General features: G+C 73.6%; 5 protein-coding genes. 4 read left to right on the forward strand and 1 reads right to left on the reverse strand.

The window, feature by feature from the left end; genetic code table 11:
* The first annotated feature begins 390 nt into the window (after nucleotides 1–390).
* Nucleotides 391–3,678, forward strand: coding sequence for an AfsR/SARP family transcriptional regulator (locus SM793_RS35865; protein ID WP_320443326.1), 3,288 nt, complete (start codon nucleotides 391–393; stop codon nucleotides 3,676–3,678).
* 161 nt (nucleotides 3,679–3,839) lie between these two features.
* Here the strand turns inward: SM793_RS35865 and SM793_RS35870 are convergent, their stop codons facing one another.
* Nucleotides 3,840–4,418: a PadR family transcriptional regulator gene (locus SM793_RS35870; RefSeq protein WP_320443327.1), complete on the reverse strand. Its 579-nt coding sequence runs from the start codon at nucleotides 4,416–4,418 to the stop codon at nucleotides 3,840–3,842.
* A gap of 164 nt (nucleotides 4,419–4,582) precedes the next feature.
* Between SM793_RS35870 and SM793_RS35875 the strand changes: the two genes are divergently transcribed.
* From SM793_RS35875 to SM793_RS35885, 3 genes are all read left to right on the forward strand, one after another.
* The gene (locus SM793_RS35875; protein WP_320443328.1) at nucleotides 4,583–5,020 is read left to right on the forward strand and encodes a nuclear transport factor 2 family protein; all 438 of its coding nucleotides are present in this window, start codon (nucleotides 4,583–4,585) and stop codon (nucleotides 5,018–5,020) included.
* Entirely contained in the window at nucleotides 5,017–6,504 is a 1,488-nt protein-coding gene (locus SM793_RS35880; protein WP_320443329.1) for an NAD(P)/FAD-dependent oxidoreductase, read from the forward strand. The genes SM793_RS35875 and SM793_RS35880 overlap by 4 nt, the downstream gene beginning before the upstream one ends.
* Before the next feature lie 172 nt (nucleotides 6,505–6,676).
* Entirely contained in the window at nucleotides 6,677–7,810 is a 1,134-nt protein-coding gene (locus SM793_RS35885; RefSeq protein ID WP_320443330.1) for an FAD-binding oxidoreductase, read from the forward strand.
* Nucleotides 7,811–8,076: the final 266 nt, after the last annotated feature.

An 8,076-nucleotide genomic window follows, 5' to 3' on the forward strand; every position in this document is an offset into this window, starting at 1 on the left:
GGGGGCCCGGGGGGGGGGGGGGCCGGGCGCCGCCCCCCCCGCGGACCCCGCTCCGGCGGCCCCGGCCGAGGCGGCCGGTCCGTCGGGCAGGTGAACCGGCCCGAGACGTCCCCTGGTTGACCGGTCCGCCGGACGCCCCCTGTCGCCGTCCGGCCGCCCGGCCGTCCGGCACACCGGCCATGGCATGCCGTGCACGCGCCATGGCCGGTGTCAAGGAGAAGCTGGATCCGGCCAATAAAATTGTATACACCTGTCGGCTCAAGTACCTTTCCCAGTAAGACTGCTGGCCAGTACAGAGAAGACCGGGGGTGACGACGGACGCGTGGTCGGCGCCCCGGGTGACGGGGGATACGGACGGCTATGCGCTACTCATTGCTAGGACCGGTCGGGATGGACTACCAGGGCACGACGGTGGCGATAGGGCGCCCCCGCTGCCGGGCTGTCCTGGCCTATCTACTGCTGCACGCCAACCACGTGGTGTCCACGGGGCAGCTGATCGACGCGCTGTGGGGCGGCTCGGAACCGCAGACGGCCCGCTCACAGATCCAGGCCGACATCGCGTCACTGCGCAGGGCGTGCCGCGACGCCGGGGCCGAGATCCCGATCGAGAGCCGGGCCCCCGGCTACTCGATCGCCGTCGACGACGGCGAACTCGACCTGGACGTCTTCCGCGACGCGATGGCCCGGGCCCGCCAGGAGGCCGCGCGCGGCGACAGCTGCTCGGCGGTGCGCCTGATCCGCGAGGCGCTCGCGCTGTGGCAGGGCATGCCGCTGGCCGACATCGCGGTCAGCTACGCCGAGTCCGCGCAGACCCAGCTCACCAGCCTGCGTCTGACCGCCTACGAGGACCTGGCCGACCTGGAACTCGCCGCCGGACACCACGGCGCGCTCATCGACGACCTGATGCCGCTGGTCGCGGCGCACCCCCTGCACGAGACGCTGCGGGGGAAGCTGATGCTCGCCCTGTACCACTCGGGCCGTCAGTCCGCGGCGCTGGAGCAGGCGCGCGAACTGCGCGCGCTGCTGGCCGAACAGCAGGGACTCAGCCCGAGCCGCAGGTTCACCGACACCGAGCAGGCGATCCTGCGCGCCGACCCCTCCCTCGACACGGTGCCGTTCGAGCGACCGGCCCGGACACCGCCCGCACCTGCCGGGAACGAACCGGCCCCCGCGCCCGCGCCGTCGGCGGACAGCACGCTTCCCGAGGCCGCGGAGGCGTCGCCGGCACCGTTGGTGCCGATGCAACTCCCTTCTACGCCACCGTTCGTGGGCCGACAGGGCCTGCTCGACCAGCTCGACGACTTCCTGACCGGGAGCCTGGCCGACCGCGGGGTCGCGCGTACGGTCGCGGTGGTCGGCCCCGCCGGAGTGGGCAAAACGACGCTGGCCGTGCACTGGGGTCGTACGGTGGCCGACCTCTTCCCCGACGGCCAGCTGTACATCGACCTGCGCGGCCACGACACGCGGCCCGCGATGACCCCGGCGCAGACGATCGCCCGCGCGCTCCGCTCCCTCGGGCTGCCCCAGGAGGCCATCCCGGCCGAGGCCGACGAACTCGTCGGCCTGTACCGCTCGACGGTCGCCGACAAGCGCCTGCTGGTCCTGCTCGACAACGCCCGGTCGGTCGACCAGGTCCGCCCGCTGCTGACCACCGGGCCGGGCTCGACCACCCTGATCACCAGCCGGGTCCGGCTGACCGGGCTGGTCGTGCGCGAAGGGGCGACCCAGGTGACGGTCGAACCGATGCCGCCGCAGGAGGCCGAGCAACTGCTCGAACGCATCCTCGGCGCCGAGCGCCTGCGGGCCGAGCCGGGTACGGCGCGCAGACTGGCCGAGGCGTGCGGACGCCTGCCGCTGGCACTGAGCATCGCGGCGGCCAACATCGCCAACCACCCGCTGGCGTCGATCGCCGACCACATCGGCGCCCTGCTCCAGGGCAACCGCCTGGCCGCGCTCCAGACTCCCGGCGACAGCGACAGCACCATGCAGACCGTCCTCGGACAGTCCTACGACGCCCTGGACCCCGACACCGGACGGCTGTTCCGCCGCCTCGGCCTGTTCCCGGGCCCGGACTTCACGATCGCGGCGGCCTCGGTCCTGGCCGGCCTCACCCAGGGCGAGACCTCCCGGCTGGTGGACCGCCTGCTGGACGCCCATCTGATCGGCGAATCGGCGGCGCACCGTTTCGCCCTCCACGACCTCACCCGGCTGTACGCCCGGGCGCGCGCCGAGGCCGAGGACTCGCGGTCCGACCAGGGGACCGCCCGCGGCCGGCTCACCGGCTGGTACCTGAGGCGAACTCTGGCCGCGCAGGCGGTGGCCTTCCCCGCGTACACCCGGATGTCCGGCGCGGAGCATTCCCCCGACGGGGAGTTCGACACCGCGGCCGAGGCACTGGCCTGGTTCGACAGCGAGATCCAGAACCTGATCGCCACCCTGCACGACGACCCGGTCGGTGCCCACGTCTGGCAGATGGTCGACGGACTGCACCCCTACTTCGCCACCCAGATGAACGTCGGCGACTGGATCGACGCGGCCAAGGCCGCCATCACGGCCGCCGAACGACTGGGCGACGCCAAGGGCCAGTTCAGCGGCTGGTACAGCCTGGCGCACGCGGACATGAGCGTGAGCGACTACCCGAAGGCCATGAACGGCTTCAAGACGGCCCTGTCGATCGCGCGCTCCATCGACCACCGCCACGGCATCGACGGCTGCGAGAACTTCATCGCGCAGATCCTCGCCCTCACCGGGTACCTGGAGGAGGCGGCCGACCGCCTGGAGTCGGCGATGGCCGAGGCGAGGACGGCCCTCAGCGCCTCCAGCACGGTGATCACCCTCTCCCGGCTCGGCGAGGTGTACTTCGAGTCGGGCCGCCTGGCCGACTCGCTGCACTTCCGCCGACAGGCCCTGGACCTGGCCACGAAGGCCGGCGCCCGCGACCAGGAACCGTACGTCCTGGTCAATCTGGCCATGGTGAAGCACGCCCTGGGCGGGCTGGAGGAAGCCGAGGCGCTGTACACCCGGGCCCTGGTCGGCCTCCGGGAGTTCGGCGACACGGACGTGGAGTCGGTGGCCCTGAGCGAGCTGGCGACGGTCCACCTGAACGCCGGGCGGCCGGAGGCGGCCAGGGTGTGCGCGGAGCACGCCTGGCGCCTGGCGCGGGAGCTGGAGGCACCGCGCTGGAGCTGGCTGGCACGCAGCGTCCTGGCGACGGTCGACCGGGATCCGGAGGCCCACCGGTCCGCGGTCGCCCTGGCGGCGGCGTCGGGAAACCCGGGCTGGCACAGCCGGGCCCTGGTGGCCGCCGCCGCCACGACCGAGGCCCTGGGACGGTCCGAGGCCGCGCGCGGCTTCGCGCTCCAGGCGCTGCGACTGGCGGAGACCTACGGCTTCCGCCTGTGCGAGGCCGACAGCCTGCTGATCCTGGCCCGGACGCAGCGTGCCCGGGGCGCCGCGGCCCACGACTTCGCCCGCCGCGCACTCTCCATCCACCAGCAGAACGGGCACCGGCTCGGCGAGCGCCAGGCGCAGGCGCTGCTGGAGGAGTGGGGAGCGGTCGTGATGCCCACCCGCCTGACCGCCCTGATCCCCGGCCCCGCCCGGCACCCGACACCCTCCGCCGGCGTTCGGGTGCCCCGCCGGCGGGCACCCGGTCTGCGCCTGGGCGAAGCGTCCTGACCGCCGTCGAGGGCGGGAGCCGCGCCGCGGAGCGGTGACCGCGGACCGCGGGCGCCCCGGCGGTGCGGGACGGCGCGTGCCCGTTCCCGGCCCGTCGCCCGTCGCCCGTCCCCCGGCCGTCGGGGGACGGGCGACGGGCCGGCGCGCTCAGGGCAGTGCGCTCAGCCGTGGGAGGCGGTGCGGGAGGCGGTGCGGGAGGCGAGGACCTGGAGGGCGGTCTCGGACCAGCGGATGTTCTCGCGTTCGAACGCCATGCCGCGCAGCAGGGTGAGGTAGGGGCCGACGCGTTCGGCCTCGGCGAGGTGCTGCTCCTCGGTGCGGCCGTCGAGGAGCTTGGCCCGCAGGCGCTCGTAGCGGGCGAGCTTGGTGCGGGCCCACTCCAGGCGTTCGGCCACGGCCGCGCGCACGGCGTCCGCGTCACCGGCGTCGACGCTCTGGACCTTGACCATCAGCTCGTCGCGGATGGTGGTCGGCTTGCTCGTGTGTTCGGCGGTGTAGGCGTGGACGGCGGCGAGTCCGGCCTCGGTCAGGGAGAAGAGGCGCTTGTTGGGGCGCCGCTCCTGCTCGACGACCCGGGCGGAGATCAGGCCGGCGGCCTCCATGCGGTCCAGCTCGCGGTAGAGCTGCTGCGGGGTGGCCATCCAGAAGTTCGCCACCGAGGCGTCGAAGCCCTTGGAGAGGTCGTAGCCGGAGGCCTCGCCCTCCAGGAGGGCGGCCATCACCGCGTGCCGCAAAGCCATGCGGTCACGCTAGCAGTCACTGGTCGCTGGTCGCTGGTCACTGGTCACTGGTCAACAAGGCGACCGATGAAGGCGGCTGACGGCTCTGGACAGTGCGTTCCCGACCGCCCCATACTCGCCGGTACACCTACTCAATTCGATGACTAGGGACCGGAGACCTCCCCATGCACCCGTTCCGCAAGGCGGTCGAGGACCGCGACGCCCAGGCCATGACCGATCTCCTCGCCGAGAACGTCGTGTTCACCAGCCCCGTCGCGTTCAAGCCCTATCCCGGGAAGGCGATCACCGGCGCGATCCTGCGCGCCGTACTGCGCGTCTTCGAGGACTTCGCCTATGTGCGCGAGATCGGCGACCCCGACGGACGGGACCACGCGCTCGTGTTCACCGCCACCGTGGGCGGCAGGCAGCTCCAGGGGTGCGACTTCCTCCACCTCGACGAGGAGGGCAGGATCGACGAGCTCACCGTGATGGTCCGCCCGCTCTCCGGCGCGCAGGCGCTCGCCGCCGCGATGGCCGCCGAGTTCGACCGGATCGCCGCCGAGGCGGCGGAGGCTACCGAGGCCGCGGAGGCTACCGAGGCGGCAGAGGCGGCGCGCCGGTGAGCGACTTCGACGCCGTCGTCATCGGCGCCGGCAACGCCGGGCTCACCGCCGCCACCAGCCTCCAGCTCGCCGGACTGCGCACCCTGCTCGTCGAGCGGCACAACCTGCCCGGCGGCTGCGCCACCTCCTTCCGCCGCGGCCGCTTCGAGTTCGAGGTCGCCCTGCACCAGCTCTCCGGCGTCGGCGCCGAGGGGCAGCCCTTCACCCTCCGCGGCCTCTTCGACCGGCTCGGCGTCAGCGACAAACTGGAGTTCGTCGAGGAGCACGACCTCTACCGGGCCGTCGTCCCCGGCCGCTTCGACGTCACCCTGCCCGCCGACTGGCAGGGCACGACCGACGCGCTGGCGGCCGCCTTCCCCGGCAACCGCGACCGGATCGACCGCTTCCTCCAACTGGTCAGGGACGTCACCTTCTGGCAGATCGCGGCGATCCGCGGCATGCCGCCCGAGCAGGTCGACCCGGTGCTGTTCCGGTACGGGCTGCGCCCGGTCAAGGACGTCCTCGACGAGTTCTTCGACGACCCCGGCCCGAAGGCGGTGCTCGGCACCTACTGGACCTACCTCGGCCAGCCGCCCTCCCGGCTCGCCTTCCAGGACCTCGCGCTCACCCTCTACGCCTACCTGGAGTACAAGCCCTGGCACCTCGTCGGCGGATCCCAGGCGCTGTCCACCGCGATCCTCGACTCCTTCCTCGGCGCCGGCGGACAGGCGCGGTTCAACACGGCCGCCACGGCCCTCCTCACCGAGCACGGCCGGGTGACCGGCGTCCGGCTCGACGACGGCGAGGAGATCACCGCCCGCGACGTCGTCTCCAACGCCTCGCTCCCGGTCACCTACGCGATGCTCGGGGAGGACGCCCTCCCCGCCGCCGTCCGCGAGGACCTCGCCACCCGGCGGACCGGCGTCTCCGGCGTCGTCCTGCACATGGGCCTCGCCGCCACGCCCGCCGAACTCGGCTTCACCACCAGCACCACCTTCGTCCACGCCGACGAGGACGACGAGCGCACCTACGCCGCCACCCGCACCCTGGAGCCCGCCCGCGGCATCTGCGTCACCTCCTACGACGTGGCCCCGATCGGCTTCGCGCCGTCCGGCGCCACCCACGTCAGCCTGATGACCCTCCAGTACGGGGACCACTGGGCGAAGGTCCCGCCCGCCGACTACGCCCGGACCAAGTTCGCCTACGCGCAGACCCTGCTCGACCGGGTCGAGGCGGTCGCCCCCGGCATCCGCGACGCGATCGAGGAGGTCGACGTCGCCACCCCGCTCACCATGGCCCGCTACCTCGGCCACCCCGGCGGCGCGATCTACGGCTACGACCAGGACCGCACCGAGGGCTGGCTGTTCCGCGACAGCGAACGCCGCAGCCACGTCCCCGGACTGCACCTGGCGGGCTCCTGGGCCGGACCGGGCGGCTTCCAGCCCACCCTCGAAGCCGGCGCCCGCGTCGCCCGCCGCCTGCTCCGGGCCAGGGACGCGGCCTGAGCCCGGCCCCCTGCCGCGCCCGCACCCGCGCCACCCCCGGCCCTCCCGCCCTCCCGCCCTCCCGCCCTCCCGCCCTCCCGCCCTCCCGCCCTCCCGCCCTCCCGCCCTCCCGCCCTCCCGCCCTCCCGCCCTCCCGCCCTCCTGCCCTCCCGCACCCGGACGGAGAACGCCCGTGAGCCACCCCCTCGCCTCCCACTTCGACGACCACGACGCGGTACGGGCCGACCTCGAGGCCCGCTCGCACCACGCCACCGACCCCGCCGCGAGCGCCGCCGCCGTCGACGCCCACCATCCCCGGCGGCTGCGCCTCACCGTGGCCGAGATCGTCACCGAGACCGTCAGCACCAGCACCTTCCGCCTCCGCCGCCCGGACGGCGGTGACCTGCCGCCCTTCCTCGCCGGCCAGTACGTCGGGGTGTTCGCCGACGGCACCAACCGCCCCTACGCCATCGCGTCCAGCCCCGCCCGGGCCGACCACTGGGACCTGACCGTGCGCCGGGTGCCCGGCGGGCGGATCAGCAACCACCTGATCGACACCCTCGCGCCCGGCGACACCCTCACCACCACCGGACCGACCGGCACCTTCCACCACAACCCGCTCTTCCACGGCGAGGACGTCGTCTTCCTCGCCGGCGGCTCCGGCGTCGTCCCGGCGATGAGCATGGTCCGCGAGATCGCCGACCGGGGCCTGTCCCGCCGCTTCCACCTGCTGTACGGGTCCCGCAGCGCCGAGGACATCGTCTTCCGCACCGAACTCGACGGCCTCGCCGCCACCCACCCCGGCCTCCACGTCCACCACGTGGTCCAGGACGCCCCCGCCGACTGGACCGGACCCACCGGCCTGCTCACCGGCGCCCTGGTCGAGTCCCTCGCCGGACCGCTCGCCGGCCGCACCGTCTACGTCTGCGGACCGCAGGCCCTCTACCCCTACGCCCTGCGACAGCTCGCGGGCCTGGGCCACCCCCGCCGCCGGATCCGCTTCGAGGCCAACGGCGCTCCCGCCGACCCCAGCGCGCAGGCCCACTGGCCGGCCGGCACCGACCCGGCGGCCGAGGTCGCCGTCACCGCGAGGGGCCGCACCTTCCGCACCCGCCGGGACCGCCCGCTGCTGGACGCCCTGGAGGACGCCGGTATCCACCCCGAGGCCGCCTGCCGCTCCGGCGAATGCGGCCTGTGCCGGATCCGGGTGGTCAAGGGCCACGTCCACACCGCCGTCGAGGCCCGCCTCCGCCTGTCCGACGAACGCTTCGGCTACACCCACTCCTGCGTCGCCTACCCGATCACCGACACCGAACTCGACCTCTGACCCCGCCGGCCGGGCACGACTTGCTCCGACGGAAGGGGAGGGGTAGTGTTTTTAAGTCGCCCGACAGGGAGCACCGGACACGCAGCAGCGCGGACGGTCCCGGGGCGGCCAATCCTCTGCAAATAGCAACGGCACCCGGCTTCGGGTTTCTTTGTCGTGTCCATTTGTGGGGATTGCGGCCGGATTCGCTTTTCGGAGCGGGGGTCGGCTAGAGTTTGAAACGTCGGACGGGGCGCCAAGCCGCGGAAGACACCGGCGAGTCGGTC

The organism is Kitasatospora purpeofusca, assembly GCF_034043715.1.
Taxonomy (GTDB): domain Bacteria; phylum Actinomycetota; class Actinomycetes; order Streptomycetales; family Streptomycetaceae; genus Kitasatospora; species Kitasatospora purpeofusca_A.

Coding starts and splice junctions, on each gene's coding strand:
- SM793_RS35865 (WP_320443326.1), top strand. CDS start 391: ATGGACTACCAGGGCACGACGGTGGCGATAGGGCGCCCCCGCTGCCGG.
- SM793_RS35870 (WP_320443327.1), bottom strand. CDS start 4,418: ATGGCTTTGCGGCACGCGGTGATGGCCGCCCTCCTGGAGGGCGAGGCC.
- SM793_RS35875 (WP_320443328.1), top strand. CDS start 4,583: ATGCACCCGTTCCGCAAGGCGGTCGAGGACCGCGACGCCCAGGCCATG.